At 64.3% G+C, this 25,057-nt stretch carries 20 protein-coding genes; 15 read left to right on the top strand and 5 right to left on the bottom strand.

All coding sequences use genetic code 11. The features are described from left to right. Positions 1-101 precede the first annotated feature (101 nt). The 3 genes from ACLBKR_RS20900 to ACLBKR_RS20890 all read right to left on the bottom strand — a co-directional run bounded on the left by ACLBKR_RS20900 (position 102) and on the right by ACLBKR_RS20890 (position 4,005). Positions 102-1,601, bottom strand: a complete 1,500-nt coding sequence (locus tag ACLBKR_RS20900) for an AMP-binding protein (RefSeq protein WP_113426337.1) — start codon at positions 1,599-1,601, stop codon at positions 102-104. 30 nt (positions 1,602-1,631) lie between these two features. Continuing rightward, positions 1,632-2,462: a p-hydroxycinnamoyl CoA hydratase/lyase gene (locus ACLBKR_RS20895; protein ID WP_244711362.1), complete on the bottom strand. Its 831-nt coding sequence runs from the start codon at positions 2,460-2,462 to the stop codon at positions 1,632-1,634. 91 nt (positions 2,463-2,553) lie between these two features. Continuing rightward, positions 2,554-4,005 (bottom strand): aldehyde dehydrogenase, encoded by a 1,452-nt coding sequence (locus ACLBKR_RS20890; RefSeq protein ID WP_113466220.1) that lies wholly within the window; start codon positions 4,003-4,005, stop codon positions 2,554-2,556. Between the two features lie 118 nt (positions 4,006-4,123). On the opposite strand from ACLBKR_RS20890, the gene ACLBKR_RS20885 reads away from it, so the two are divergent. From ACLBKR_RS20885 to ACLBKR_RS20865, 5 genes are all read left to right on the top strand, one after another. Beyond that, positions 4,124-4,618, top strand: a complete 495-nt coding sequence (locus ACLBKR_RS20885) for a MarR family winged helix-turn-helix transcriptional regulator (RefSeq protein ID WP_112827061.1) — start codon at positions 4,124-4,126, stop codon at positions 4,616-4,618. A gap of 44 nt (positions 4,619-4,662) precedes the next feature. Continuing rightward, the gene (gene mhpT / locus ACLBKR_RS20880) at positions 4,663-5,871 is read left to right on the top strand and encodes a 3-(3-hydroxy-phenyl)propionate transporter MhpT (RefSeq protein ID WP_113438323.1); all 1,209 of its coding nucleotides are present in this window, start codon (positions 4,663-4,665) and stop codon (positions 5,869-5,871) included. A gap of 16 nt (positions 5,872-5,887) precedes the next feature. Continuing rightward, positions 5,888-6,787 carry an amidohydrolase family protein gene (locus ACLBKR_RS20875; RefSeq protein WP_414902052.1) on the top strand — a complete coding sequence of 300 codons (900 nt, stop codon included), beginning with the start codon at positions 5,888-5,890 and terminating at the stop codon, positions 6,785-6,787. Beyond that, complete coding sequence (locus ACLBKR_RS20870) at positions 6,784-8,454, top strand: acyl-CoA dehydrogenase family protein (protein WP_414902050.1); 1,671 nt, start codon at positions 6,784-6,786, stop codon at positions 8,452-8,454. The genes ACLBKR_RS20875 and ACLBKR_RS20870 overlap by 4 nt, the downstream gene beginning before the upstream one ends. Positions 8,455-8,568: 114 nt before the next feature. Continuing rightward, a complete protein-coding gene (locus ACLBKR_RS20865) occupies positions 8,569-9,582 on the top strand; it encodes an aldo/keto reductase (protein WP_113487053.1) in 1,014 nt (337 codons plus the stop codon). A 59-nt stretch (positions 9,583-9,641) separates the two neighbouring features. Here the strand turns inward: ACLBKR_RS20865 and ACLBKR_RS20860 are convergent, their stop codons facing one another. Beyond that, a complete protein-coding gene (locus ACLBKR_RS20860) occupies positions 9,642-10,547 on the bottom strand; it encodes a LysR family transcriptional regulator (RefSeq protein ID WP_113487055.1) in 906 nt (301 codons plus the stop codon). Positions 10,548-10,726: 179 nt separating this feature from the next. Continuing rightward, entirely contained in the window at positions 10,727-11,590 is an 864-nt protein-coding gene (locus ACLBKR_RS20855; protein WP_113487057.1) for a MurR/RpiR family transcriptional regulator, read from the bottom strand. 192 nt (positions 11,591-11,782) lie between these two features. Here ACLBKR_RS20855 and ACLBKR_RS20850 point away from each other — a divergent pair, with 192 nt between their 5' ends. From ACLBKR_RS20850 to ACLBKR_RS20805, 10 genes are all read left to right on the top strand, one after another. After that, entirely contained in the window at positions 11,783-12,871 is a 1,089-nt protein-coding gene (locus tag ACLBKR_RS20850) for a D-TA family PLP-dependent enzyme (protein WP_113448053.1), read from the top strand. 530 nt (positions 12,872-13,401) lie between these two features. Beyond that, positions 13,402-14,883 carry a M81 family metallopeptidase gene (locus ACLBKR_RS20845; RefSeq protein WP_414902046.1) on the top strand — a complete coding sequence of 494 codons (1,482 nt, stop codon included), beginning with the start codon at positions 13,402-13,404 and terminating at the stop codon, positions 14,881-14,883. A gap of 65 nt (positions 14,884-14,948) precedes the next feature. Then, a complete protein-coding gene (locus ACLBKR_RS20840; RefSeq protein WP_414902044.1) occupies positions 14,949-16,466 on the top strand; it encodes an ABC transporter substrate-binding protein in 1,518 nt (505 codons plus the stop codon). Between the two features lie 25 nt (positions 16,467-16,491). Beyond that, the gene (locus ACLBKR_RS20835; RefSeq protein WP_113339838.1) at positions 16,492-17,442 is read left to right on the top strand and encodes an ABC transporter permease; all 951 of its coding nucleotides are present in this window, start codon (positions 16,492-16,494) and stop codon (positions 17,440-17,442) included. Positions 17,443-17,447: 5 nt separating this feature from the next. Then, positions 17,448-18,302, top strand: a complete 855-nt coding sequence (locus ACLBKR_RS20830) for an ABC transporter permease (protein ID WP_113426410.1) — start codon at positions 17,448-17,450, stop codon at positions 18,300-18,302. Between the two features lie 2 nt (positions 18,303-18,304). Beyond that, positions 18,305-20,110, top strand: a complete 1,806-nt coding sequence (locus ACLBKR_RS20825; protein ID WP_414902042.1) for a dipeptide ABC transporter ATP-binding protein — start codon at positions 18,305-18,307, stop codon at positions 20,108-20,110. 49 nt (positions 20,111-20,159) lie between these two features. Then, positions 20,160-20,555: a RidA family protein gene (locus tag ACLBKR_RS20820; protein ID WP_112827049.1), complete on the top strand. Its 396-nt coding sequence runs from the start codon at positions 20,160-20,162 to the stop codon at positions 20,553-20,555. A 122-nt stretch (positions 20,556-20,677) separates the two neighbouring features. Continuing rightward, positions 20,678-22,519 carry a sensor histidine kinase gene (locus ACLBKR_RS20815; RefSeq protein ID WP_113457496.1) on the top strand — a complete coding sequence of 614 codons (1,842 nt, stop codon included), beginning with the start codon at positions 20,678-20,680 and terminating at the stop codon, positions 22,517-22,519. Further along, entirely contained in the window at positions 22,516-23,874 is a 1,359-nt protein-coding gene (locus ACLBKR_RS20810; RefSeq protein WP_112827047.1) for a sigma-54-dependent transcriptional regulator, read from the top strand. Before ACLBKR_RS20815 ends, ACLBKR_RS20810 begins: the two co-directional genes overlap by 4 nt. A 239-nt stretch (positions 23,875-24,113) precedes the next feature. After that, positions 24,114-25,049 carry a tripartite tricarboxylate transporter substrate-binding protein gene (locus tag ACLBKR_RS20805; RefSeq protein ID WP_414902069.1) on the top strand — a complete coding sequence of 312 codons (936 nt, stop codon included), beginning with the start codon at positions 24,114-24,116 and terminating at the stop codon, positions 25,047-25,049. The last annotated feature ends 8 nt before the right edge of the window (positions 25,050-25,057 follow it).

Genomic DNA, 25,057 nt, shown 5'->3' with positions numbered 1-25,057 from the left:
CTTGCGTCAGCCCCGGCGATCGATCTTCCCGGCTTTTGCGGTCGCAATCGTTCGGTCGAGAGAAGAGCGTTGCCTTGCCAGGGCGAAGGCAACGCCTCGCATCAGAGTTCCACAAGCGCCTCGCGGCGCAGCACGTGTTTCATCACCTTTCCGGAGCCGGTCCGGGGCAGGCTGGTGACGAAGCGAAACTCCTTCGGCACCTTGTAGCGGGCGATCAGCGACTGGCAATGCCGTGCGAGTTCCTCAGGGTCGGGCCGCCGATCCGGGGCCATGACCACATAGGCTCGTCCGACCTCGCCCCAGCGCTCGTCTGGAATGCCGATGACCGCCACCTCGCGGACGCCGGGATGTTCGGCAAGCGCTGCCTCTATCTCGACCGGGTAGACGTTCTCGCCGCCGGAGATGAACATGTCCTTGCGACGGTCCACGATCGAGATGAAACCGTCCTCGTCGCGGCGTCCGACATCGCCGGTTCGAATCCAGCCATCCGCCGTGAAGCTGCGCTGCCGTTCTTCCGGCCGGTTCCAGTAGCCGGTGACGACATTGAGCCCGAAGACCAGGATCTCCCCCGGAGACCCGTCCGGCACGTCGCGGTCGTCTTCATCCACCAGCCTTATGGCTGTCAGCGGTCCCGCAAGGCCGACCGCGCCCGCCTTGGCGCGCAGAAGCTCCTGCGACAGGGGCATGCCGAGAGTGGTCCCGGTTTCGGTCATGCCGTAGCCGTCGACCATGCGCACGCCGTGATCGAGCCACCAGCGGATATGGGCCGGCGGGTTCGGCGCGCCCCCGGTGAAGAGCGCCTTGAGCCTGCTCCACCGTTCGGGCGCGAAGTTCGACGCATGGCGAAGGGCTTCCGCCATCTGGGGCACGCAGAAATAATGCGTGACGCCGAAATCGGGATTGCCCAGCCGCTCATTGGTCAGTTCGGGATCGAAGCCGGGCGAGACGATGAAGGTGCCGCCGCGCAGCATCGGCGGCCAGATCTGCGTGACGATACCGATGACATGGAACATGGGGCTGTCGCAGAGGAACACGCAACCTGTGTCCACCTCGCCCAGGATGTTGAAGTTCACCGCGGTCGCCAGCAGAAACTGCGAGGTCAGCAGCGCACCCTTCGGCACGCCTGAGGTGCCGGAGGTATAGAGAATGATGCAGGTGTCGTGACCGGAGTGCGGCGTGCATCGCGCTCCCGGCTCAGCGACCGCGACCTCGGAGGCGAAATTGCGAAAGCTCTTCGCGCGGCAGCCGGGCGGCAGTTCCGGGATATCCTCGTCGGTATAGAGGATCGACGGCGTGCAGTCCCTCAGCAACTGCCCGAGTTCCTGCTGCGACAGGCGCCAGTTGAGCGGAACGAAGATCGCGCCGAGCCGCATCAGCGCCTGCTGCAGGATGACCTGATGCACGTTGTTGCGGGCAAGCACAGCCACCCGGTCGCCCTTCACGATGCCTTCGGCGCCCAGCACGGTCACGGCGCGCTGGATATCCGTGTCAAGTTCCCGGTAGGTCCACTGCCGATTGCCGGCAAGATCGACGCAGGCCGTCGCCGCCGGCCGGAGGCGCGCGTGAAGCGCCACCGGATCGGGTGAAATGAAGTCCAGCATTTTTCCTCCTCCCTTTCTCCTCCTCGGGCTTCAGCGAACCTTGCGGTCCTTGTCATAGGCCCCAAGGCCCGGCTTGTAGGATTTTTCGTCGATGAACTGACGAATGCCCTCCTTGCGTCCCTCGTTGTCGAAGGAGTTTGCAGCCTCCTGGGCGCGGACGAGATAATCCTCCGCCTCGTCATAGGTCATCACGCCGACGCGGCGGATGGCGTCCTTGGTGGCCTTGAGCGCGACCGGGTTCTTTGCGCGCAGGATCTTCGCCACCTCGCTCACCCGATCCTTGAGCTGGGCAAGCGGCACGCTTTCGTTGACGAGGCCCCACTCGGCAGCCGTCTTTCCGTCGATCGGCTCACCCAGCAGCGCATGATACATGGCCTTGCGGAAGGGCAGCAACTCCACGGCGACCTTGGTCGCTCCGCCGCCCGGCAGGATGCCCCAGTTGATTTCCGAGAGGCCGAACTTCGCTTCATCCGCCGCGAATGCGAGATCGCAGGCAAAGAGCGGACCGTAGCCGCCGCCGAAGCACCAGCCGTTGACCATGGCGATGGTCGGCTTCTGGTACCAGCGCAGCCGGCGCCACCAGCCGTAGCTTTCCCGCTGTGACCGGCGGACCCCCTTGAGCCCTTCGGCCTCCGTTTCCCGGAAATATTCCTTGAGATCCATGCCGGCCGTCCAGGCAGCCCCCTCCCCGGTCAGCACCAGCACGGCGACATCGGAACGGAACTCGAGTTCGTCGAGCACCTCCATCATCGCCCGGTTGAGCGTCGGGCTCATCGCATTGCGTTTGTCGGGACGGTTGAAGCGTACCCATGCGATGCCATCGATGACATCAAATGCGACAGTATCGGTATCGTTGGCCATGTGGCCCTCCTTGGAAATGCATCAATTGGAGCGGGCCGGCGCAGCGTGTCGCCGGCTTCTGATCTTGGCGGCGGGCGCTGTTCCCGTCCCGTCAGAGCGGGAAGTGGCCCGGCTGTGTCTCGACGGTGATCCAGCGCAATTCGGTGAACTCGGCGATACCCGCCTTGCCGCCGAAGCGGCCATACCCGGAGGCCTTGGTCCCGCCGAAAGGCATCTGCGCCTCGTCATGCACGGTCGGGCCATTCACATGGCAGATGCCCGAGCGGATGCGGCGCGCGACCGACAGCGCGCGCGACGTATCGCGGCTGAAGACGGCGGCCGAGAGGCCGTATTCGCTGTCATTGGCAAGACGCACCGCGTCGTCCTCGTCCCTGGCGCGGAGTATGGCGACAACGGGACCAAAGCTCTCCTCGGAATAGAGGCGCATGTCGGAGGTGACCTTGTCGACCACCTGTGCAGGCAAAAGCACGCCATCGGCTGCGCCTGCGCCGGTGACGGTGGCACCCTTGGAAACGGCGTCGGCGATCAGCGCTTCGACTTTTTCAACCGTGCGGGCATCGACTACGGCGCCCAGCGGAGCCTTGCCGTCGCGGGGGTCGCCGGCCTTCAGCGCCTTGGCGCGTTCCGTGAACTTCGCCACGAACTCTTCCGCCACGTCGGGAACGACGATGATGCGTTCGGTCGACATGCAGATCTGGCCCTGGTTGAAGAAGGCCCCGAAGATCGCGGCCTTTACCGCCTCGTCGACATCGGCATCCTTCAGCACGAGAAGAGGAGCCTTGCCGCCGAGTTCGAGCAGGACGGGTTTCAACTGCCGGGCGGCGCGTTCCGCGATGATGCGTCCGACATTGGTCGAGCCGGTGAAGTTGATCCGGCGGATATCGGGGTGATCGATCAAGGCGCCGACGATCTCGGCTGCGTCTTCCGGCGCATTGGTCACAAGGCTGACGACGCCGGCCGGAAGACCGCCCTCCTCCAGCGCTTCGACGATCAGCGCATGGGTGCGCGGGCAGATTTCCGATGCCTTGAAGACGACGCTGTTGCCGCAGGCGAGCGGCGTAGCAATGGCGCGCACACCGAGAATGACCGGCGCGTTCCACGGCGCGATGCCGAGCACGACACCGGCCGGCTCGCGGATCGCCATGGACAGGCAGCCCGGCTTGTCGGAGGGGATCACTTCGCCGGAAACCTGCGTTGTGAGGGCCGCGGCCTCGCGCAGCGTGGAGGAAGCGAGCATGACGTTGAACCGTGCCCAGGCGACCGTCGCTCCGATTTCCGAGGCCATGGCGGCAACGAAGGCGTCGCCCTTGGCTGCCAGCGCATCGGCGGCCTTCAAAAGGATGGCGCGGCGCGCATTGGGACCGAGAGCCGCCCAGGCGGGGAACGCCGCCGCTGCCGCATCGGCCGCCGCAACGGCATCCGCGACGGTGGCTGCCACAGCCTCGCTCGCAACCTCGCCCGTGACGGGATTGAGACGCCGGAAGGTCCGGCCGGTGGTGGCGGCGCGTTCCGCCCCTGCGATACGCATGGAAACAAAAGTCATCTGGCTCCTCCCAGAGCGACCCGGCAGCGGTTACGATCTGCCGGCGGGTTAACCGCTATCCGACATAGCGGATTGACTGCTATGTCGCATAGCATTATGGATATTGCAAGAGGACATCGTGAAGGACGACGAAATGCCACTGGAAATGCCGAAGCGAGAAGAGGACGTCGAGGCTTCGATCGGCCGGCTGGAGGATCTGGTCGGCTATCACCTGCGCCGTGCGTCGGTCTTCGACCTGCAGGGCGCCGTCTCGGCGCTGGAGCCGGCCAACACGCGGCCGGTGCCGATGAGCGTGCTGCTCAGCATCGTCGAGATGCCCGGCATCAGTTCGGCCGATATCTGTCGCGCGCTCGGCATGCAGCGCGCCAATATCGTCTCGATCCTGGCCGATCTCGAGGAACGCGGGCTTTTCCTGCGTGAGGCGGATTCGTCCGACCAGCGAATCCAGCGTCTTTTCCCGACCCGCCGCGGCGAGGAGGAAGCCGCCCGATGGCTGGCGCTGATCGCCGACCATGAGCGCAACATGCTTTGCCGCCTGAGCGCGGCTGAACAGAAGGAACTTCGCCGGCTTCTGGCGAAGATCTGGCAGGAGGATGGGCCGAAGCAGGGCTAGGCTCTAAACCGCGGGGGAGAGGCCCCGCTTTCTGGGAGGAAGTAATGCAAACCAATATCGACCACCGCTCCGGCGGGCGGCGAGCGCTTTCGCTTGCCTTTCTCGCGGCCGTCATCGAAGGCTTCGACCTTCAGGCCGCCGGTGTCGCCGTGCCCAAGCTCGCGCCGGCTTTCGGGCTGACCCCGCAACAAATCGGGTTCTTCTTTTCGGCCGCAACGTTCGGCCTGATCTTCGGGGCGCTCGCCGGCGGCCGCATTGCCGACGGATGGGGAAGGCGCACCGGTCTCGTGCTTTCGCTCGTGACCTTCGGCATCTTTTCCGTTGCAACGGCCTTCGTCTCCAGCTTCGAACAGCTCGTCGTCATGCGCTTCCTGACCGGTGTGGGTCTCGGCGGCGCCTTGCCGAACCTCGTGAACATTGCGGCGGAATCGACCGATCCGGCGCGGCGCGGGCGGGCCGTCGCGATCATGTATGCCGGCGTGCCGCTCGGCGGCGCTGTCGCAAGCGGGGTGGCCATGCTCGGCCTGCATGGCGACGACTGGCACTCGATTTTCGTCGTCGGCGGTGTCATGCCTCTCATTCTCGCACCGTTCATCCATACCCTGCTGCCGCCGCTGCGGGTGCAGAAGAGCGAAGTGAAAACCGTCTCGGGCGCCGTATCGCGCATCTTCGCGCCGCAGACGCTCATCACCACGACGGCGCTCTGGGTGTCCTTCTTCCTCGGGCTGCTGGTGGTCTACCTGCTCCTGAACTGGATGCCGCAACTCCTCGTCGCCCGCGGTCTTGCCCGCAACGAGGCTTCGTTCGTGCAGATCCTGTTCAATCTCGGCGGCGTGGTCGGCAGCCTCATCGGCGGACGCATGCTCGACCAGAAGAACCCGGTCATGCCGGTTGCCCTCGGCTTTGCCGCGGCAGCGGGTGCCCTTCTCATGCTCGGCCTGCTGCCGGCCAATCTCGGCCTGACGCTTGTCGCCGGGGCGCTGGTGGGCGGTGCCATCCTCTGCGTACAGGCCATTCTCTACGGCGTGGCGCCGCAATGCTACCCCTTCGAGATCCGCGGCACGGGCGTCGGCGTTGCGGTCGCGGTCGGACGGCTGGGCTCGATTGCGGGGCCCCTGCTCGCGGGCTTCCTGGTGGCCGGCGGCAGCACACCCTCCGACGTGATGTTCGCTCTCGTGCCGATCACGCTTCTGGCCGGCCTGACGACGGTTCTGCTGCTGGTGCGCCGTGGGCGCAGCCTGCAGATGGCCTGACGGAGAGGGCAGCCGCATGCTCGACCTCTCGACGCTTCGGGCCATCGATTTTCACACCCACGCCGAGGAGCCCTGCGGCTGCCACGCCGACGACGGCTATGACGATCTGCAGGCTGCCATGGCGCGCTATTTCCGCGCGCCGTGGCAGCATCCCCCGACCGTCGACGAGACGGCGGTCCATTACCGGGAGCAGAACATCGCTGCCGTGATTTTTCCCGTCGATGCCGAACGCGAGACCGGCTATCGGCGCTATGCCAACGAGGAGGTCGCGGAGGCGGCCTCCCGACATCCCGACATCCTGATCCCCTTCGCCTCGATCGATCCGGCCCGCGGCCGCATGGGCGCAAGGGAGGCGCGACGCCTCGTCGCCGATTTCGGCATCCGGGGCTTCAAGTTCCATCCGACCATGCAGGGCTTCTATCCCAATGACCGGATGTGCTGGCCGCTCTACGAGGCGATTGCGGAGGCGGGCGTTCCGGCGCTCTTCCACACCGGCCAGACCGGCGTCGGGTCGGGCATGAGGGGCGGCAACGGAATGCGGCTGAAATATTCCAATCCGATGTATCTCGACGACGTGGCCGTCGATTTCCCCGACATGCCGATCGTCATGGCCCATCCCTCTTTTCCCTGGCAGGAAGAGGCGCTCGCCGTCGCCGTGCACAAGCCCAATGTCTGGATCGACCTGTCGGGCTGGCGACCGCGTTATTTCCCGCCGATCCTCATCCAATACGCCAACACCCTGCTGAAGGAGCGCATGCTCTTCGGCTCCGACTGGCCGATGATTGCACCGGAAGGCTGGCTCGAGGAATTTGCCGGCCTGCCGATCCGGGACGCCGTCCGCCCGAAGATCCTCAAGGAAAATGCCATGCGGCTGCTCGGCCTGCCGTCTGCCGATGAGAGAAGAGAAAACCCATGATCTCCTTCGAAGCACCCGTCGAGACCATCCTTTTTTCGCTGCGGCATGTCGCCGGGGCCGGGCGAATTCCAGCCTGGGACGACGATCTCGTGCAGGAGGTTATCAGGCAGTTTTCCCGACTGGCCGAGGGCGTCGTTGCGCCGGCCGATGAAGCCGCCGATCGTGAGGGTTGCCGGCTCGTGGATGGGCGCGTGCATATGCCGGAAGGATTGGTCGCGGCCTATGCCGCGTTCGCCGAACAGGGCTGGCCGGGACTTTCCATTCCGGAAGAGGCGGGCGGCCAGGGCATGCCGGCGCCTGTTCTCGGGGCCGTGACGGAGATTTTCGCCGGGGCGAGCCATGCGCTGCAGATGATTGCCGGCCTCGTTCCCGGCGCCTCGCGAACGCTTGTCGATTATGGCACACCCGATCAGCAGGAGCGCTGGCTGCCGCGTCTCGCCTCGGGCGAGTGGCTGGCCACCATGGCGCTGACGGAACCCGGCGCCGGTTCCGACCTCTCGGGCATCCGGACCCGTGGCGAACAGGGACCAGATGGCTGGCGCATCTCGGGCGAGAAGATCTTCATTTCCGGCGGTGATCAGGATCTGACACCGCGTATCCTCCATCTCGTGCTCGCCCGCACGCAAGGTGCCGCGGGCAGCACACGCGGGCTCAGCCTGTTTCTCGTTCCCTCCCATGACGATGCCGGCGCAAGGCTGCCGGTGACGGTGACGCGGATCGAGGAGAAGATGGGCCTGCATGGCTCGCCGACCTGCCAGATGCTGTTCGATGGCGCACCGGCCGAGCTTGTCGGCAATGAGGGTGAAGGGTTGAAGGCCATGTTCACCATGATGAACCACGCCCGCCTCGACGTTGCCTTGCAGGGGGTTGCCCATGCTACCCGCGCGACGCGGATCGCGACCGAATATGCCCGGGGCCGGCGGCAGGGGAAAATCGCCGGCGAGACGGGTTCGGCGATGCTCGCGAGCCACCCGGACGTGCAGCGGATGCTCGATGAGGCCGAGGCCATCGCGATAGCGGGACGCGCGCTTTGCCATGTCGCCCTGGTCGAACTGGAGTTGCAGGAGGCGCCCGAACTCGTCGATTTCCTCACGCCCGTCTGCAAGTTCGCCTGCACCGAGGGTGGCGTCGCCGCCGCCAATCTCGCGATCCAGGTGCTGGGCGGATACGGCTATCTGCGGGAATACCGGGTCGAGCAGATCCTGCGCGATGTCCGCATCACCGCGATCTACGAGGGTGCGAACGGTATCCACGCGCTTACGCTGGCGACACGGCTGTTGCGCCACGACGGCGGGAACGCCGCGAACGCATTTGCGCGGTTTGTGAGCTCCGCCGGCGCCGATGACGCGCTGTCCTTGTGGCAGCAGGCGCGCACGCGCATGCTTGCCGCGGAAGACCCGGCGCCGGCGGCCGATGCCTTCATGCGATTGACCGTCGAGACGGCCTATGCGGCCATCTGGCGCCGCCTGGCCAAAGTTGCCGATCATGCCCCGGACCCCACCCGGCTCCGCGCTCTGGCCGCACGTCAGGCGATGTTCCTTCCGTCATCGCTGCGGCACAAGGCCGAGATTATCGCCATGATATTGGAGAGGGATGGAGCCGCTTCTGGCTTTGACCCGAAGGCGGAAGGTTACCGCCTGCACGGGATGCTCGCAGCTGACTTGTGAATTGTCTTCCAAAGTTCTGAGATCAGCGTCCGGCTACTGCCGATTGCCCGCGGGGCCTATTTTGAATTCCGACACCGAACGCTGGGTTCGGGATGAAAACGGAAGGCTCCTGCAATGACACTCAAGGATATTCTGCACAGCAAACTCGGTTTTGGCGCTGCCCCGCTCGGCAACATGTTTCGCGATATTCCCGAGGAGGAAGCGCTCGCAACCGTCGAGGCCGCATGGAACGACGGCATCCGCTACTACGACAACGCGCCGTTTTATGGCGCAGGTCTCGCCGAAATCCGCATGGGAAGAGCGCTCGCCGGCAAGCCTCGCGACCAGTATGTGGTCAGCACGAAGGTCGGCCGCCTGATCCTCGACGAGATCGAGGATGTCAGCGCCCGCGATCTCGGAGAGAAGGGCGACGTCTTCAAATATGGCCTCCCCAACAAGATCGTCAACGACTACACCGAGGATGCCACCTACCGCTCGATCGAGGACAGCCTGAAGCGCCTCAAGACCGACTATATCGATATCGTCTGGGTGCATGACATCGCCCAGGATTTCTACGGCGATGAATGGCTCGGCAAATTCGAGGAGGCCAGAAAAGGCGCGTTCCGCGCCCTCGACCGGATGCGCGACGAAGGCGTAATCAAGGCCTGGGGCCTTGGCGTCAACAAGGTCGAGCCGATCGAGTTGCTGCTGGCGCTGGATGAGCCCCGGCCGGACGGTTTCCTGCTGGCCGGGCGGTATTCGCTCCTCGATCACGACCGCGCCCTGCAGCGCGTCATGCCGACGGTGGCAGAACGTGGTCTGGGGATCGTGGTGGGAGGCCCCTACAGTTCAGGCGCACTGGTCGGCGGTCCGAACTTCGAATATGCGCCGGCGACGCCGGAGATCCTCGCCAAGGTCGCCGCGATCAAGGCGATCGCCGATCGCCACGGCATCTCGATGAAGGCTGCGGGCCTGCAGTTTGCGCTTGCCCACCCGGCGGTTGCCGCAGTCATCCCGGGCGCCAGCCGTCCGGCCCGGATCGCCGAGGATGGCGCCGCCCTGCGCGAGGCCATTCCGGCCGGTTTCTGGCGTGAACTGCGCGATGGCGGTCTCGTCAATCCGGCAGCCCCGCTCCCGATCGAAGACTGAACCAAGCCATCAAAGCTCCTGCCGGCCGAGACGCCATAGCGCCTCGGTCGGCTTGGTTTTTAATGCGGCTGCAGAAATTTCTGCATGCGCGGTACGGCGAAATCCAGAAACGCGCGCACGCGAGCGGGGAGGAATTGCGATCCGCGATAAAGGGCGTGAACCTCGTCCACGACGCCGATATCGCTGTCGGCAAGAAGCTCGACAAGTTCTCCGCGCTCGATCGGCCCGCGCAGATGATAATCGGCAAGGCGGATGATCCCGACGCCGGCAATCGCCATCCGCCGTAATGTATCGCCATTGTTGACCAGCAGCGACCCGCTCAGCATGCGCTCCACGATCCGCCCGCCTTCGCGCATCGGCCAGACGGGCATCGCGCGACGGAAATTGAACCCAAGGCAATTGTGATGGACGAGTTCTTCCGGCGTTGTCGGCGTGCCGTGGCGTTCAAGATAGGCGGGCGATGCCACGATGCACCGCTTGGTCTCGCCGAGCTTGCGCGCCATCAGGTTGGAGTCGGGAAGCTTGCCGACGCGGATCGCGATATCCGTGCGGTCGAGATAGAGATCGATCACTTCGTCCGAGAGCGAAAGATCGACGATCACCTTGGGATAGGCCTCGAAAAACGCCGGCAGGATGGGTTCCAGCGCGGTGGTGCCGAAGCTCACCGAGGAGGTGATGCGGACGATCCCTTCGGGCTCTGCTCCTCCGTGTGCGATCTGCTGCTCGGTCTCGTCGAGTTGGGCGAGCAGCGCCTGGCTGCGCTCATAATAGAACTGTCCTTCTTCGGTCAGCGCCAGCCTGCGGGTCGAACGTTCTATGAGTCGAACGCCAAGCCTCGCCTCCAGACGGGCGATCAGCTTGGATACCGTCGACGGCGTCATCAGCATAAGCCGCGCAGCCTCGGAAAAGCTCCCCGCCTCCACGACCCGAACGAATACCATCATTTCGCCTGCGCGGTTGTCCATGCCGAACCTGTGATCTGATTTCACCGAACCGGGCCCGTTCTATCATGTCCACAGGCTTCCGTCCGCAATATGTGAACCGGACGATCAAATGCGGTGAATGCGAGCCTGATCCACCATGCGTCCTTTGTGCGATCCAGGCCAGAAGGGGCAATCGCCCTTGGGAGAAGCCGGTTCTACACTCAGTCGCCGAGAAGCTGCCGGTCGTCGCCGTCGCGATTGCGCACCAGCTCTTCCTTGATCGGACGCAGCGATTTCAGCGCCCTGTTGCGGTCGGCATAGGCGACCATGTTCGCCAGGATGTCGATCGCCGCAAGATAGGCGTAGCGCGTCGAGGTCGGGCGAAAGATGTTCTTGCCCTCCGGCATCTCGATGGCGATCACGAGGTCTGCGGCATTCGCCACCGGCGAGCCGCCCTGGGTCATCACGATTGTCGGGATCGCGTGCTGGCGCAACAGCTCCAGGCAATGGACGAGCCCCATGTCGCGGCCGGTGAACGACGAGCCGAAGACGACCGTTCCGGGCTGCGCGGCGGCCGAGATCATCAGGTTCATGCCATGGTCGTTCGACGAATTGATCCGGCAGCCGAGCCGGAACAGACGATTGTGCAGCTCGTTGACGATCATCGCCGAATTGCCGCTGGAACCGAAGGCCTGGATGAATTCGGCCCCTCGCAGCATCTGCGCCGCCTTTTCGATCGCCCTGAGGTCGAGCTGGCGATGCACTTCGAAAAGAGCGTTCTGCGCCTTCGAGACGATATCGCTGGCGACCTCTTCGGCGGTCGCCGTCGGCGCCTCGGGCTTCAGGTAACGCAGCCCGACATAGGCCATCTTGGCAAGCTGCACCTTGAAGTCGGAATAGCCCTGGCAACCCAGCCGGCGGCAGAAACGGGTAACCGTCGGCGGGGACACCCCCGCGCGTTCCGCCAGTTCGATGATCGACGAATTGACGACGAAATCCACATTCTCCAGGGCAAACTGCGCCAGTTTTGTCTCGAGGCCCGAAAGCCTGCCGTCTTCGTCGGAAAGGGCGTGAAACAGGTCCATCCGGTCTTCTCCTTCAGCGGCATGGGAGAAAAATCATCCATCGGTGAAAATGAATTTCACCATAACGCAATCTGATAGCATAATGCGGACAGGCATCAATGAAACTTGCCATTCCCGTGAAAATAAAAGTAACCTCCCTCGCGCCGCAGTCACTTCATCCGGCGGCGCATCCTGCCCCAACGAGGTCCCATCATGAACTATCCGTGGCCGGAACCCGGCACGCCGCTCGAACAGGTCGCAACGCCCATGCCCGTCATCGACGAGGACCGGCTCGCCGCAAACATCGCCAGGGTGCAGACCTATTGCGACACGCACGGCAAGGCTTTCCGCCCGCATATCAAGACACACAAGATCGCAGCCATCGCCCGCCAGCAGGTGGAAGCCGGCGCAGTCGGCCTCAACTGCCAGAAGGTGACGGAAGCGGAAGTCTTTGCCGATGCGGGTTTTGACGACATCCTGATTACCTACAACATCCTTGGACCGGCCAAGCTCGTCCGCCTGAAAGCGCTGAATGCCCGCGTCACGAAACTCGCCGTGGTCGCCGACAGCGAAACGACGGTCGCCGGTCTCGCCTCGGCCTTCGACGCCGACAGACCGCTTTCCGTTCTGGTCGAATGCGACACGGGCGGAAAGCGCTGCGGCGTGCAGACGCCGGAAGCGGCGGTGGCGCTTGCGGAAAGGATCGCAGCCGCGCCCAGCCTGCGCTTCGGCGGGATCATGACCTATCCCTCCATCGGCGGCGCCGCGCAGGTCGAGGCTTTCATGGCCCGGACGATGGCGCTGCTCGCCGAAAAAGGCATGGAATGCCCGGTCCGCTCCAGCGGTGGATCGCCGGACCTTTTTTCCGCCCATCTGGTGCCATCGGCGAGCGAACATCGCGCCGGCACCTATGTCTACAACGACCGCAGCATGGTGCGCGCCGGCCATTGCACGGAAGATGACCTCGCCATGTACATTCTCGCGACCGTCGTTTCCCGCCCGGCTCCGGATCGCGCCGTGTTGGACAGCGGCTCGAAGGCGCTGACTTCCGATCTGCTCGGCTTTTCGGATTACGGTTCGATCGTCGGCTTCGAGGGCGCCCGTATCGTCTCGCTCTCGGAAGAACATGCCGTCGTGGATATTTCCGGCTGCACCAGGCCGTTCGCGGAAATCGGCGCGATGGTGAAGGTCGTGCCGAACCATACCTGCGTCGTCACCAACCTCTTCGACCGCATGGTCTTCCATCGCAACGGCATCGTCACGCGGGTCGAAAATGTCGATGCGCGGGGTACCGTCTGGTAAGCCGGCTATCCGGAAATTTTTCGTGGTTATCAAGCGACGGCCATCGACCGCACCGGGGCAACCGTCGCAGCACGATGAAAAAAGGGCGCCCCTGGACGGCGCCCTTTTTCATGGCGGCTTCGGCGCGTCAGGCTGACGTTGCGCGGCGCAACCCTGCGGAAATTCTTGATTCCCAAATACATTGTCGGCCCTTCGGCCCGTGCGCTCCATCTTCACCTGATGGCCTCAGGTGAAAATTCTTCCTCGTTTTCGACATTAAAGAAAATAAATTACAGAAATTTGGCGATATCTGGAAAATATATTGACTTCTCACGGATCTGACGCATTATGAAGAAAATAAATTACACCGAAACGGTGAATGGGTGAACTGAGGAAGACTGGCAATCAGACGATCCGAGAGCGCTGAGACTGTCGCCCCGGCGGCTTTTGCGGAAGCGGCTCCGGCAAACTTCAAACCAGGAAAACATGGCGACGGCATCCAGGCCAGCTTTATGGCGGCCTATGGGCCGACGTGTATTCGGAAAGCAGACATGCGCATTTTCACTGCCTCGCTGGCAACTGAAACGAACACCTTCTCCCCCGTGCCGACGGATATGAACGCCTTCAAGGCCGCGTTTTATGCCGGACCGGGCGAGCATCCGGATACGCCGACCCTTTGTTCCTCGGTTGTCCCGATCCTGCGCCGCCGCGGCAAGGCTGAGGGTTTCACGGTCATCGAAGGCACGTCCTGCTGGGCGGAGCCTGCAGGCCTCATCCAGCGGCAGACCTACGAGACGCTGCGCGACCAGATCCTTGCCGAACTGAAGGCGGCCATGCCCGTCGACGGCGTCGTGCTCGGCCTGCATGGCGCAATGGCCGCGCAAGGCTATGACGATCCGGAAGGCGATCTGCTCTCCCGCGTCCGCGACATGGTCGGACCCGACGTTCTGATTGCCGCCGAATTCGATCCGCACAGCCATCTGACGGCGCTGCGCGTCGCCAATCTCGACATCATGGCCGCTTTCCTCGAATTTCCGCATACGGATTTCGAACAGCGCGGCGAGCATGTCGTCGAGCTGGCGCTCCGGGCGCTGCGCGGCGAAATCAGGCCGGTGATCTCCACCTTCGACTGCCGGATGATTACCATCTTCCCGACCAGCCGCGAGCCGATGCGTTCCTTCGTCGACCGCATGCAGGCGATGGAAGGCAAGGACGGCATCCTGTCCGCCTCCGTCATCCACGGCTTCATGGCCGGCGACCTGCCCGACATGGGCACGCGCATCGTCGTCGTCACCGACAACGACAAGGCAAAGGGCGATGAACTGGCGGCAAGGCTCGGGCGTGAGCTCTACAGCCTGCGAAAGACCACCGCGATGCCGATGTTCGATACCGAGGCCGGTCTCGACAAGGCGATTGCGGTTCGTGCCGCGCATCCGGAAAAGCCGGTGACGATCGCCGATGTCTGGGACAATCCCGGCGGTGGCGTGGCGGGCGACGCGACCCATATCCTGCGCCGCATGCTGGAGCGCGGCATGGATGATTTCGCCGTCGCGACCATCTGGGACCCGATTGCGGTCAGCTTCTGCCATGCGGCCGGCGAAGGCGCTGAAATTGCCTTGCGCGTCGGTGGCAAATCGAGCCCCGAAGGCGGAGAACCGCTCGACCTGCGCAGCACCGTGCAGAAGGTTTTCGATACCGGCTGGCAGAGTTTCCGCAACTCCCGCGTGACGCTCGGCAGTGCCGCGGTTATCCGCCCGGTCGGCACCCATATCGACATCGTGCTGATTACCAGCCGGACCCAGACCTACGAGCCCGACATTTTCTCCAACCAGGGCATCGATTTCTCGGGCAAGTCTTATCTGCTCATCAAGTCGACCAACCATTTTTATGCGGGCTTCCAGCCGATCTCCTCCGAGATCGTCTATATCGCCGCGCCGACGTCCTATCCAACCGATCCCGCAACGACGCCCTATCGCAAGGCGAGCCTTGAGCTCTGGCCGCGCGTTGCGGACCCGTTGGGGCTCGACGGCTGAATTCTCGGTCGGAAGGAAAGCCGGCCGAAATCTTTGACTGAACCGAACGCAACAAGGGGAAGACCATGAAAAAGAGTGCGCTTGTTCTCACAACGCTGGCAGCGCTTGCCAGCACTGCCAGCCTGGCATTCGCGCAGGGCGGCGACGGCATTCTGACCGTCGCGACGATCGGTGAACCGCCGACGCTGGACGTCATGCAGACGCCGACCGACATCGTTCTGACCATCGACCAGCACATTTTCGAGACACTCTATACCTACGATGCGGAATGGAAGTCCGTTCCCCTGCTCGCCGCCGGCATGCCTGAGATTTCCGAGGATGGCCTGGCCTACAGGATCCCGCTGCGCGAGGGCGTGAAGTTCCACGACGGCAGCGATTTCGATGCCAAGGACGTCACCGCCTCGCTGAAGCGCTGGATGGCGATCAACTCCAAGGGCAAGCAGGTGGCCGGCATCGTCGACAGCCTGACGGAAGACGGCGACCATGCCGTCGTCATCAAGCTGAAGTCCCGTTACGCGCCGCTCCTCGCCACGCTCTCCCAGGCTTCCGTCATCCTGCCGTCGGAAAAGGTCGCGGACACGCTGACCGAATTCGTCGGCACAGGCCCCTATGCCCTGAAGGAGCGCAAGCCCGACCAGTATACCCAGCTCGTCCGCTTCGACGGCTACAAGTCGCCCGAGGGAACGCCGAGCAATTATGCCGGCAAGCGCGAGGCAATCGCCGGGGAAATCCGCTTCGTCCCGGTTCCCGACGCCAATACCCGTGTCGAAGGGCTCATCTCCGGCCAGTTCGATTATGCCGACTCCCTGCCGGTCAGCGCCTATGAGCGCGTCGAAAAGAGCGGCGTTGCCAAGCCCGTCATCTTCAAGAACGCCGGCTGGGCTTCGATGAACATGAACATGAAGGAAGGCCTGCTCGTCAAAAAGCAGCTCCGTCAGGCCGTGCAGGCAGCGCTCAATGCCAACGACATGATGATGGCCGCCTTCTCCGACGACCGCTTTTTCAGCGTCGACGCCTCGATCTTCCCCGAGGGTTCCTTCTGGCACACCGAGGCCGGCGTCGCCCGTTACGGCGAAGGCGATCCGGAAACGGCCGCCAAGCTCTTGAAGGAAGCCGGCTATGACGGCACGCCGCTGCGCCTGATGACCAGCCGCCAGTACGAATTCCACTACAAGATCGGCGAAGTGGCCAAGGCCTATCTCGAAGCCGCCGGCTTCAAGGTCGACCTGCAGGTCGTCGACTGGGCAACGCTCACCACCCGCCGCGCCGATCCGAAGGAATGGGACATCTTCATCACCCACTCCAACTTCCCGGGCGACCCGACCACGATCAACACCATCACCGACACCTATCCGGGCTGGTACGTATCCGAGCAGAAGGCGAAGGCCGTCGCGGCCTACATGGACGCCACGACCGACGATGCCAAGAAAAAGGCCTGGGAAGGCATCCAGACGGTGATCTACGATGATGCACCGCTCTATAAGGTCGGCAACTTCAATGCCGTTTCCGGCGTTGCCGACGGCGTTTCCGGCTACGAGCCGACTTACTGGCCGCATTTCTGGAACGTGAGCCCGAAGAAGTAAGGCTGAAAGAGACTGGGAACCGACTATGGCAAGGATCGCACTGGCGCTGCTGAAACGGCTGGGGGGCATGGCAATCGTGCTCGCCCTGGTCGTAACGGTGGTCTTCATCATCGTCCGCGTCACGCCCGGCGATCCTGCCGCCGTCATGCTGGGGTCGGATGCGACCCCGGAAGACGTTGCGCAACTGCGCAGCAGGATGGGGCTCGATGCGCCGATGATCGTCCAATATGGCCAGTTCGTCCTCGGCATATTGCAGGGCGATCTGGGCCAGTCGATCTTCCTTGACCAGCCGGTCACGACGGCGCTTGCCGCACGTGCCGAGCCGACCTTCTTCCTCACTCTCTTCTCGATCCTGATCGCGGTCGCGATCGCGCTGCCGGTCGGCATCTTGTCGGCCGTCAAGCGCGGCACGATCTTCGACCAGATCGTCGTGACGCTGACCATGGTCGCGGCAAGCGTGCCGAGCTTCTGGCTCGGCCTGATGCTGATCCAGTTCTTTGCCGTCGGCCAGGGCTGGTTCCCCGCCTCCGGTTATGGCGGGCCGGAAACGCCGTTCCTCGAACGCCTGCACCACCTCGTGCTGCCGGCCGTGGCGCTCGGCATCGTCAACTCGGCCCTCATCACCCGTTTTACCCGCGCCGCGATGCTCGATGTGCTGGGCGACGACTACGTCCGCACCGCCCGCGCCAAGGGCGCCGGCGAAGGCCGTGTCGTCCTCAAGCACGCATTGAAGAACGCGATGATCCCGATCATCACCGTCATCGGCCTGTCGATCGCCATGCTGGTCGCGGGCGCCGTCGTCACCGAAACCGTCTTCGGCCTGCCGGGAGTCGGCAATCTCGTCGTCTCGGCCGTGCTGCGCCGCGACTACCCCGTCATTCAGGGCGCGCTCCTCGTCGTTGCCGCTATTTACGTGCTCATCAACTTCATCGTCGACATGCTCTATATTCTCGTTGATCCGCGGGTGCGCCTATGACCACGATGGCCGCCGTTTCCATGCCCTTCGCTTCGGGCCTGCGCCGCCTGTTCGGCAATCGCGCCATGCTCGTCGGCGCCATCATCCTCACGGTCGTCGTTCTGGCCGCGATCCTCGCGCCCTGGATTGCGCCCTATGCGCCGAACAAGCTGTCCATCGTCAACAAGCTCAAGCCGCCGTCGATGACGAACGTCTTCGGCACGGATGAATTCGGCCGCGACATCTTCTCCCGCGCCATCTTTGCCGGCCGCATCTCGCTTCTCGTCAGCCTCGGCGTCGTCGCCATCTCCACCGTGCTCGGCGTGATCCTCGGCGTTGCCGCCGGCTTCTTCCGCAGCCTCGATGCGCCGATCTCGCGCCTGCTCGACGCCATGATGTCCTTTCCCGACATCCTGCTTGCCATCGCGCTGGTCGCAGCGCTCGGCCCGTCGCTCTCCACCGTCATCCTGGCGCTCGGCATAACCTATGCGCCGCGTCTTGCCCGCATCGTGCGCGGCTCGACGCTGGTGCTGCGCGAACTGCCCTATATCGAAGCGGCCGTCGCCATGGGCCTGCCCACCTGGCAGATCCTCGCGCGCCACGTCCTGCTCAATCTTGCCTCCCCCATCCTCGTGCAATCGACCTTCGTCTTCGCCTCCGCGATGCTGGCGGAAGCGAGCCTCTCCTTCCTCGGCGTCGGCGTTTCCACCGACATGCCGACCTGGGGCACGATGCTGGCGTCTGGCCGCGAATACATGAACAACGCCCCTTGGCTGATGGTGTTTCCGGGGCTGGCCATCGTCTTCTCCGTCCTCTCCCTGCAATTGCTGGGCGACGGCCTGCGCGATCTCGTCGATCCGCGCCTCGCCAAGGAAAGCTGACCATGACCGATACCACCACAACCGCTCGGCCGGTGCTTTCGGTCGAGAACCTGACGACCTCGTTCAAGACGGCGGAAGGCTGGAAGGCCGTCATCCGCGATATCAGCCTGCATGTGGATGCCGGCGAAACCGTCGCCATCGTCGGTGAGAGCGGTTCGGGCAAGAGCGTCACTGCGCTGTCGACGATGCGGCTTCTGCCGCCGGGCCGCTCGCGCTCGCAGGGCCGCATCCTGCTCGAAGGCAGAAATCTGCTTGAGGCCAGCGAAGCGGAAATGCGCTCGGTGCGCGGCGGCGCAATCGGCATGATCTTCCAGGAGCCGATGACCTCGCTCAACCCGGTCTTCACCATCGGCAACCAGATCGCCGAAGCCCTGGTGCTTCACCGCGACATGTCGTGGAAGGAGGCGGAAGCCGAAACGTTGCGACTGATGGAGCGTGTCCGCATTCCCGCGGCGAAAACCCGTCTGCACGAATATCCGCACAAGTTTTCCGGCGGCATGCGCCAGCGCGTGATGATCGCCATGGCGCTTGCCTGCCGCCCGAAGCTCCTGATCGCCGACGAGCCGACAACCGCCCTCGACGTGACGATCCAGGCCGAAATCCTCCACCTCCTGCGCGAACTGCAGCGGGAGGAAAACATGGGCGTGCTGTTCATCACCCACGACATGGGCGTCGTGGCCGAAATCGCCGACCGCACCGTGGTGATGTTCCGTGGCGACATGATCGAGACCGGCAAGACCGCCGAGATCTTTGCCGCACCCAAGGCCGTCTATACCAGGTCGCTGCTCGCATCGATCCCCCGCCTCGGCACGATGGGCGCGGCGGCTGCGCCGAAGCGTTTCCCCGAAGTCGATGCGTCCACGGGCGAAGCCGTCGACGGCCGCGAGATGACGCCGGTCGCGCAGACCGCCGAACCGATCCTGAAGGTCGACAATCTCACCGTTCGCTTCGACCTGCCGAATGGCCGTGTCCACGCGGTGGAGAATGTCTCCTTCGATCTTCGTCCGGGCGAGACCCTGTCGCTGGTCGGCGAGAGCGGCTGCGGCAAGTCGACGACCGGCCGTGCCATCATCCGGCTTCTCACGCCGTCCGCCGGCTCGATCGTCATCGACGGGAAGGACGTGACCAGGGCCGGCATGGGTGAATTGCGGACCATGCGGCGCACCTCGCAGATGATCTTCCAGGACCCGTTCGCCTCGCTGAACCCCCGCATCACGGTCGGCTCCGCCATCGCCGAACCCATGCTCGCCCACGGCCTGCTGAGCCGCAGGAATGCCAAAGAGCGCGTCGCGGAACTCCTGGAGCAGGTCGGCCTTTCGGCTGCGATGGCCGACCGCCATCCGCACGAATTTTCCGGCGGCCAGCGCCAGCGCATCTCGATTGCCCGCGCGCTTGCGCTCAACCCGAAATTCATCGTCGCCGACGAGGCGGTCTCCGCGCTCGACGTCTCGGTCAAGGCGCAGGTCTCCAACCTGCTGCTCGACCTGCAGGAAAAGCACGGCCTCGCCTATCTCTTCATTTCCCACGATATGGCCGTGGTGGAGCGGATGAGCCATCGGGTGGCGGTGATGTTCCTCGGCGAGATCGTCGAAATCGGCCCGCGGGCAGCGATCTTCGACAATCCGCAGCACCCCTATACGCGCCGGCTGATCTCGGCCGTGCCGATCCCCGATCCGTCGCGCCGCGGGCGGACCCCGCCGCCGCTGACCGAAGAGATCAAGAGCCCGGTGCGGCCCTTCGATTACGTCGCGCCGAAGCGGAGCTATCGCGAAGTATCGCCCGGCCATTTCGTGCAGGACGCGCACTGAAAAACCTAGAGACCCCGCACCCACTGCACCGGAACAGAAAGACGAACTCATGAGCTGCAAGAAACTCATCCGTTACGACATTGCCGACCCTCAGGCCGGCGGCCAGCGCCGCCCCTTCGCCAAGGCCGTCCGCGCCGGCGATTTCGTCTATGTGTCGGGCCAGGTTCCGACCGTCGACGGCGAGGTCGTCGTCGGCAATATCGCCGTCCAGACCGAACAGGTGATCGAGAACATCAAATCGGTTCTGGCGCTCGCCGACTGCACGCTCGACCATGTGGTCAAGGTCAATGTCTGGCTCGACGATGCCCGCGATTTCTCGAGCTTCAACGCCGTCTTCCAGAAGCACTTCATCGATCATCCTCCGGCACGTTCCACCGTTCAGTCGCCCATGATGGTCGACGTCAAGGTCGAGATGGACGTCGTCGCCTACAAGCCGCTGGATTGATCCGGTCAGACGGCCCAAAATGCGAGAGCGTCGTGCAACGACGCCTTGTCCGGCGACACCCGGCACGACGATCCTGCACACTCCGCGAGCGCTGCTGCTTGGAATGAAGGCTGCAATCTGCGATGCTGGCCGGCCAATCGCCGTCGGCGGTTTCGCAGTCAGTGGAGGAGACGCTGAGACACGCACATCGAAGCCTTGTGTTGCTGGCGGCGCTGCTGCTTACCGCGGCCGTGGCGGTTATCGGCTGGGGCCTGCCCTTCGTCACGCTCCGCTTCATGAACGAAGCCTCGCTGCAGGCCGGCAGCGCGCTGAGGCTCGCCGTGTCTGCGCTGTCGGGCCAGCTCAAGCGCTATGAGCCCCTGCCGGCGCTGATCGCCGATCACGACGACATCAAGGAACTGCTGACCCGGCCCGCCGACCAGGGGCTCAGGATGGCGGCCAATGTCTATCTCCGGGAAATCAACGCGCTGCTCAGATCCTCCGACATCTATGTGATGACGATGGATGGCGAAACGATCGCCGCGAGCAATTACGACGATCCGGCCACCTTCATCGGACAGAACTTCAGCTACCGCCCCTATTTCCAGGATGCGGCGCAGGGCCGCCAGGCGCGTTTCTATGCGCTGGGCACGACCTCGGCGAAGCGGGGCTATTATTTCGCCTCGCCTGTCAGTGTCGCAGGATCGATCAGGGGCGTCATCGTCTTCAAGGTCGATATCGACGCGATCGAGGACTCCTGGCGCGGCGGTGAATACAAGATCATCGTCAACGACCCCGAAGGCATCATCTTCATGTCGGGCAGCCCGGCCTGGCTCTATTCCAGCGTCCTTCCGCTGACCCGGGAGCGGCTGGCGCGGACCGCGCAATCGCGGCGCTATTCCGACGCCGTGCTCAGGGAATTGCCGATTGAGCGCTCCCGTCTCGCAAGCCATGCACTGATGCGGATCGCCGAGCCGGACGGCGCCCGCGAATATCTGGCGCTCTCGCAATATGTCGCGGAAGCCGACTGGACCGTGAACGTGCTGATGGACACCGGCTCCGTCCATTCCCAGGCCCGCACCGCAATCGCCGCACTCGTGCTTCTCATCTGTGTCGCAGGCCTCGCCGGCGGTGTGCTGATCCAGCGCCGCGCACGGCTCAACGAGCGCATCGAGATGGAAAGCCGCGCCAAGGCCGAGCTCGAACGCCGCGTCGAAGAGCGCACGGCCGACCTTGCCCGCGTCAACCTCGAACTGCGCAAGACGCAGGCTGACCTCATCCAGGCCGGCAAGCTCGCAGGGCTCGGCCAGATGTCGGCAGCCCTGAGCCATGAATTCAACCAGCCGCTCGCCGCCGCAAAGACCTATGCCGACAGCGCGGCCCTGCTGCTCGACCGGGAGCGCTATGACGATGCGCGCGGCAATCTCGCGCGCATATCGAGCCTGATCGACCGCATGGCCTCGATCAGCCGGCATCTGAGGAACTTCGCCCGCAAGCCGAACGAGAAGCTCGCCCCGGTATCGGTCGAAGAGGTGCTCCTCGATACGCTGGAAATCGTCTCCGCCCGTCTGGCGACGGCCCGGGCCGAGGTCGTGAGCGATCTCGGCAGCCCGCCGCCCGTCGTGCGCGCCGGCTCGGTCCGCCTGCAGCAGGTGCTGGTCAACATCATTTCCAACGCCGCCGATGCGGTGGAAGGGCTCGACGACCGGCGCATCCACGTCAACGCCCGCCGCGAGGGCGAGCGCGTGGTGGTCGAGGTTCGCGATCACGGTCCCGGCGTGCAGCCGGCCATCGCCGAGCGCATCTTCGACCCCTTCTTCACCACCAAGGGCGTCGGCAAGGGTCTCGGTCTCGGCCTGTCCATCTCCTACAACATCGTCAAGGATTTCGGCGGCAACCTGACGGTTTCCAATCACCCCGAAGGCGGCGCCGTGTTCCGCATCGAACTCGATGCCGCTGCCGCGCAGCAAGAGGCCGCCGAATGAGCGAGGCGCATATCCTGCTCGTCGACGACGAAGAGGACCTGCGCGTGTCCACCGCCCAGGCCCTCGAACTGCACGACCTGAAGGTAGAGACCTTTTCCGCCGCCGAGGATCTTCTCGCACATGTGAACCCGGGCTTTGCCGGGGTGGTCATCAGCGATATCCGCATGGCGGGCATGGACGGCATGACGCTGCTCCAGCGCGTCCGCGAGATCGACCACGACATACCCGTCATCCTGATTACGGGTCATGGCGACGTGCAGCTCGCGGTCAAGGCGATGCGCGAGGGCGCCTATGATTTCATCGAGAAGCCCTTCGCGATGCCGGTGCTCGCCACGACGATCGGCCGTGCGCTCGATCGCCGCGAACTGGTGCTGGAAAACCGCAGGCTGCGCGCCGCCGCCGGCAAGCGTGACGATATCGAGGCCCGGCTGCCGGGCCGCACCGCCGTCATGGTCGAGCTTCGCCACCGGCTCCGCGCCATCGGCGCAAGCGACGCCGACACGCTTATCATCGGCGATACCGGAGTCGGCAAGGAGGTGGTGGCCCGCGCGCTGCACGATGTCAGCAGCCGGGCGAGCCGTCCCTTCATCGCCATCAATTGCGCAGCCCTGCCGGAGACCCTGATCGAGAGCGAACTGTTCGGCCATGAGGCCGGCGCCTTTCCCGGCGCGCTGCGTGCCCGCTACGGCAAGTTCGAGCATGGCCGCGGCGGCACGATCCTGCTCGACGAGATCGGCTCGATGCCGATAGATCTGCAGGCGAAGTTCCTGCGCGTTCTGCAGGAACGGACCATCACCCGGCTCGGCTCCAACGAGGCGGTGCCGCTCGACGTCCGCTTCATCGCCACCAGCAAGGTCGATCTCGAGGAGGCCGTGGCGAACGGCGCCTTCCGCGCCGACCTTTTCTACCGGCTCAACGTCGCAACGCTGCGCGTGCCCGCGCTCGCACAGCGCCGGCAGGACATCCCCCTGCTCTTTTTCCAGCTCGTCCGCGAAGCCTGGGGACGCTATGGCCGCGAGCCGGTCGATATCCCGCCCGAGGTCGTCACCGAGATTTCCGAACGAGAATGGCCCGGCAATGTCCGCGAGCTGCGCAACGCCGCCGACCGTTTCGTGCTCGGCCTGCCCATGCACGAAGCCATCCCCGACGGTGTCGGGGAACGCGCCGGCACCCGCCTCGCCGACAAGGTCGGCTCATATGAGCGACAGCTGATTGCGAACGCCATCGCCGCCCATGGCGGCAGCCTCAGGCCCGTCTACGAGCAGCTCGGCATTTCCCGAAAGACGCTTTACGAGAAGATGCAGAAATACGGCCTCGGCAAGCGTCTCGCCAACGGCGAAATCGCCGACGACTGAGCGGATGGGTGGAAATCCACCCACGCCCCCACTGCCTTGGGAGGGATTCCACCCATGGTGCGCCGCAAAACTTTTGTAAGCATATCATTTCGGACATGCGTCAGGTTGTTGCTGCGGTGCGAGCCGTGAAAAACCCGTTTTCAGCGCCGGCTTTGGAGGAGCTTTGCCGGCGACTGGACCTGATGACGGGAGGATCGTCCATGATATCGAAATCGCTTTTTGCCGCCACCGCCCTTGCTATGACGCTGCTCGCCGGCGCCGCCCACGCGGAATATCCCGAGCGCACCATCACCATGGTCGTTCCCTTCGCCGCGGGCGGCCCGACCGACACCGTGGCCCGCCTCGTCGCCGAATCCATGTCCAAGGATCTCGGCCAGCAGGTGATCGTCGAGAATGTCGGCGGGGCCGGCGGCACGCTCGGAGCGGGCCGCGTCGCCACCTCCGACCCCGACGGCTACACCCTTCTGCTGCACCATATCGGCATGGCGACATCGGCCACGCTTTATCGCAATCTCGCCTATGACACCCTGAACGCCTTCGATTATGTCGGCCTCGTCACCGAGGTTCCGATGACCATCGTCGCCCGCAAGGATCTCGAGCCGACGGACCTCAAGGGCCTGATCGACTACGTCAAGGCCAATGCCGACAAGGTGACCGTCGCCAATGCCGGCATCGGCGCGGCCTCGCATCTCTGCGGCATGCTGTTCATGAGCGCGATCGAAACGCCGCTCGTCACCGTCCCCTACAAGGGCACCGGTCCAGCCATGACCGACCTGCTCGGCGGCCAGGTGGACATCATGTGCGACCAGACGACCAACACCACCAAGCAGATCCAGGGCGGCACGATCAAGGCTTATGCCGTGACGTCGCCTGCGCGGCTCGACATCTTCCCCGACCTGCCGACGGCAGCCGAGGGTGGGCTCAAGGACTTCCAGGTCGGGATCTGGCATGGCGTCTACGCCCCGAAGGGCACGCCGAAGGAGACGGTCGACAAGCTCAGCGCCTCGCTCAAGAAGGCACTGAAGGACGAGAATGTCGCCGCCCGCTTCAAGGAACTCGGCACGGCGCCCTCACCCGAGGCCGATGCCACGCCCGAAGCGCTGAAGGCCAAGCTCGAAAGCGAGATCGCCCGCTGGAAGCCGATCATCGAAGCGGCCGGCCAATACGCGGACTGAGCCTCGCG

Origin of the sequence: Paenirhizobium cremeum, assembly GCF_047553425.1 — a bacterium.
Classification (GTDB): Bacteria; Pseudomonadota; Alphaproteobacteria; order Rhizobiales; family Rhizobiaceae; genus Allorhizobium; species Allorhizobium cremeum.
Note: the sequence above shows the minus strand (reverse complement) of the source record. Positions and strands in the feature narration are given on the sequence as shown.

Coding starts and splice junctions, on each gene's coding strand:
- ACLBKR_RS20820 (WP_112827049.1), top strand. CDS start 20,160: ATGAGCTGCAAGAAACTCATCCGTTACGACATTGCCGACCCTCAGGCC.
- ACLBKR_RS20900 (WP_113426337.1), bottom strand. CDS start 1,601: ATGCTGGACTTCATTTCACCCGATCCGGTGGCGCTTCACGCGCGCCTC.
- ACLBKR_RS20875 (WP_414902052.1), top strand. CDS start 5,888: ATGCTCGACCTCTCGACGCTTCGGGCCATCGATTTTCACACCCACGCC.
- ACLBKR_RS20805 (WP_414902069.1), top strand. CDS start 24,114: ATGACGCTGCTCGCCGGCGCCGCCCACGCGGAATATCCCGAGCGCACC.
- ACLBKR_RS20870 (WP_414902050.1), top strand. CDS start 6,784: ATGATCTCCTTCGAAGCACCCGTCGAGACCATCCTTTTTTCGCTGCGG.
- ACLBKR_RS20855 (WP_113487057.1), bottom strand. CDS start 11,590: ATGGACCTGTTTCACGCCCTTTCCGACGAAGACGGCAGGCTTTCGGGC.
- ACLBKR_RS20835 (WP_113339838.1), top strand. CDS start 16,492: ATGGCAAGGATCGCACTGGCGCTGCTGAAACGGCTGGGGGGCATGGCA.
- ACLBKR_RS20890 (WP_113466220.1), bottom strand. CDS start 4,005: ATGACTTTTGTTTCCATGCGTATCGCAGGGGCGGAACGCGCCGCCACC.
- ACLBKR_RS20810 (WP_112827047.1), top strand. CDS start 22,516: ATGAGCGAGGCGCATATCCTGCTCGTCGACGACGAAGAGGACCTGCGC.
- ACLBKR_RS20815 (WP_113457496.1), top strand. CDS start 20,678: ATGCTGGCCGGCCAATCGCCGTCGGCGGTTTCGCAGTCAGTGGAGGAG.
- ACLBKR_RS20895 (WP_244711362.1), bottom strand. CDS start 2,462: ATGGCCAACGATACCGATACTGTCGCATTTGATGTCATCGATGGCATC.
- ACLBKR_RS20825 (WP_414902042.1), top strand. CDS start 18,305: ATGACCGATACCACCACAACCGCTCGGCCGGTGCTTTCGGTCGAGAAC.
- ACLBKR_RS20860 (WP_113487055.1), bottom strand. CDS start 10,547: ATGGACAACCGCGCAGGCGAAATGATGGTATTCGTTCGGGTCGTGGAG.
- ACLBKR_RS20845 (WP_414902046.1), top strand. CDS start 13,402: ATGCGCATTTTCACTGCCTCGCTGGCAACTGAAACGAACACCTTCTCC.
- ACLBKR_RS20830 (WP_113426410.1), top strand. CDS start 17,448: ATGGCCGCCGTTTCCATGCCCTTCGCTTCGGGCCTGCGCCGCCTGTTC.
- ACLBKR_RS20850 (WP_113448053.1), top strand. CDS start 11,783: ATGAACTATCCGTGGCCGGAACCCGGCACGCCGCTCGAACAGGTCGCA.
- ACLBKR_RS20840 (WP_414902044.1), top strand. CDS start 14,949: ATGAAAAAGAGTGCGCTTGTTCTCACAACGCTGGCAGCGCTTGCCAGC.
- mhpT (WP_113438323.1), top strand. CDS start 4,663: ATGCAAACCAATATCGACCACCGCTCCGGCGGGCGGCGAGCGCTTTCG.
- ACLBKR_RS20865 (WP_113487053.1), top strand. CDS start 8,569: ATGACACTCAAGGATATTCTGCACAGCAAACTCGGTTTTGGCGCTGCC.